This window comes from Kineococcus glutinatus, assembly GCF_039542765.1.
Taxonomy (GTDB): Bacteria; Actinomycetota; Actinomycetes; order Actinomycetales; family Kineococcaceae; genus Kineococcus_A; species Kineococcus_A glutinatus.
This window is the reverse complement of the sequence record NZ_BAABIL010000447.1, coordinates 1-1,295: the sequence shown is the minus strand read 5'-3', so window position 1 is coordinate 1,295 and position 1,295 is coordinate 1. Positions and strand designations below refer to the sequence as shown.

General features: G+C 68.0%; 2 protein-coding genes. Both read left to right on the top strand.

Translation table 11 applies throughout. The annotated features are described in order from the left end of the window. Positions 1–66 precede the first annotated feature (66 nt). The gene (locus ABEB16_RS15750) at positions 67–384 is read left to right on the top strand and encodes a transposase (protein ID WP_345713174.1); all 318 of its coding nucleotides are present in this window, start codon (positions 67–69) and stop codon (positions 382–384) included. Continuing rightward, positions 381–1,256, top strand: coding sequence for an IS3 family transposase (locus tag ABEB16_RS15745; protein WP_345713173.1), 876 nt, complete (start codon positions 381–383; stop codon positions 1,254–1,256). The genes ABEB16_RS15750 and ABEB16_RS15745 overlap by 4 nt, the downstream gene beginning before the upstream one ends. Positions 1,257–1,295: the final 39 nt, after the last annotated feature.

The following is a 1,295-nucleotide window of genomic DNA, read 5'->3' as shown; positions in this document are numbered from 1 at the left end:
GGATCTTGACCCGCTTCTCCGGACACCGACCTGAGGCGATGATGTCGCCCAGAGAGGAGTCCTGTGATGCCCCGACCTCATCCGCCGGAGTTCCGTCAGCGTGCTGTGGAGCTGGCCCAGCTGCGTGAGCAGCCGATGGGCAAGATCGCCGCTGACCTCGGCATCAGCGAGTCCTGCCTGCGCCGCTGGGTGCGTCTGGCTGAAGGCGACGCTGCGACAGTCGGTGGCCGTAGTGGTCAAGGCGCTGGCGGCGTACTCGACGCGGGTGAGCGCGCTGAGCTGATCGCACTGCGGCGCAAGACGCGAGTGCAAGCAATGGAGATCGACATTCTGCGCCGGGCCAGTGCCTACTTCGCCCGGGAGTCACTACCGGACCCAAAATGATCTTCCCGCTGGTCCGTGACCTTGCCGCCGACGGCCTACCCGTCGCGGTGACCTGCCGGGTGCTGGGCGTCTCCCGCTCGGGCTACTACGAGTGGCGCGACCGGCCGGCCTCGGCCCGGTCGGTCGCTGACGTCGCGTTGATGCAGACGATCACCGAGGTCCATGCCTCCTCACGAGCCACCTACGGTGCTCCCCGCGTGCACGCGGAGCTGCGCCTGGGGCTGGGCATCGCCTGCGGGCGCAAGCGAATCGCCCGGCTGATGCGGACAGCCGGCCTCGTCGGAGTCTGCCACCGCCGCAAACGGTCCGGCTCCAAGCCGCTGCCGGCGCCGCACGAGGACCTGGTCCAGCGACGGTTCGTCGCTGATGCCCCCAACAGGTTGTGGGTCACCGACATCACCGAGCACCCCACCGCCGAGGGCAAGGTCTACTGCGCCGCGGTCGTAGACGTCTTCAGTCGCATGGTGGTGGGCTGGTCCATTGCCGACCACATTCGCGCCGAGCTCGTCGTCGACGCCCTGGAGATGGCCTGCTGGCGACGTCGCCCTGAGCCCGGAGCCATCGTCCACGCCGACCGCGGCAGCCAATACACCTCGTGGATCTTCGGGCACCGCCTGCGGGCCGCTGGCCTGCTGGGTTCGATGGGCCGAGTCGCCTCCAGCGTCGACAACGGATTGATGGAGAGCTTCTGGTCCACGATGCAACGCGAGCTGCTGGACCGCCGCCCCTGGCCCACGAGGGCGGAGCTGGCCTCGGCCATCTTCGAGTGGATCGAAGCGTTCTACAACCCTCGCCGGCGTCACTCCGGCATCGGCTACCTCAGCCCGGCCGAGTACGAAGCCCTTCACACCACACTGACTACTGCGGCATGATCAAGTCACCCACCTGTCCGGGAAACCGGGTCAAGCTCC

Coding starts and splice junctions, on each gene's coding strand:
- ABEB16_RS15750 (WP_345713174.1), top strand. CDS start 67: ATGCCCCGACCTCATCCGCCGGAGTTCCGTCAGCGTGCTGTGGAGCTG.
- ABEB16_RS15745 (WP_345713173.1), top strand. CDS start 381: ATGATCTTCCCGCTGGTCCGTGACCTTGCCGCCGACGGCCTACCCGTC.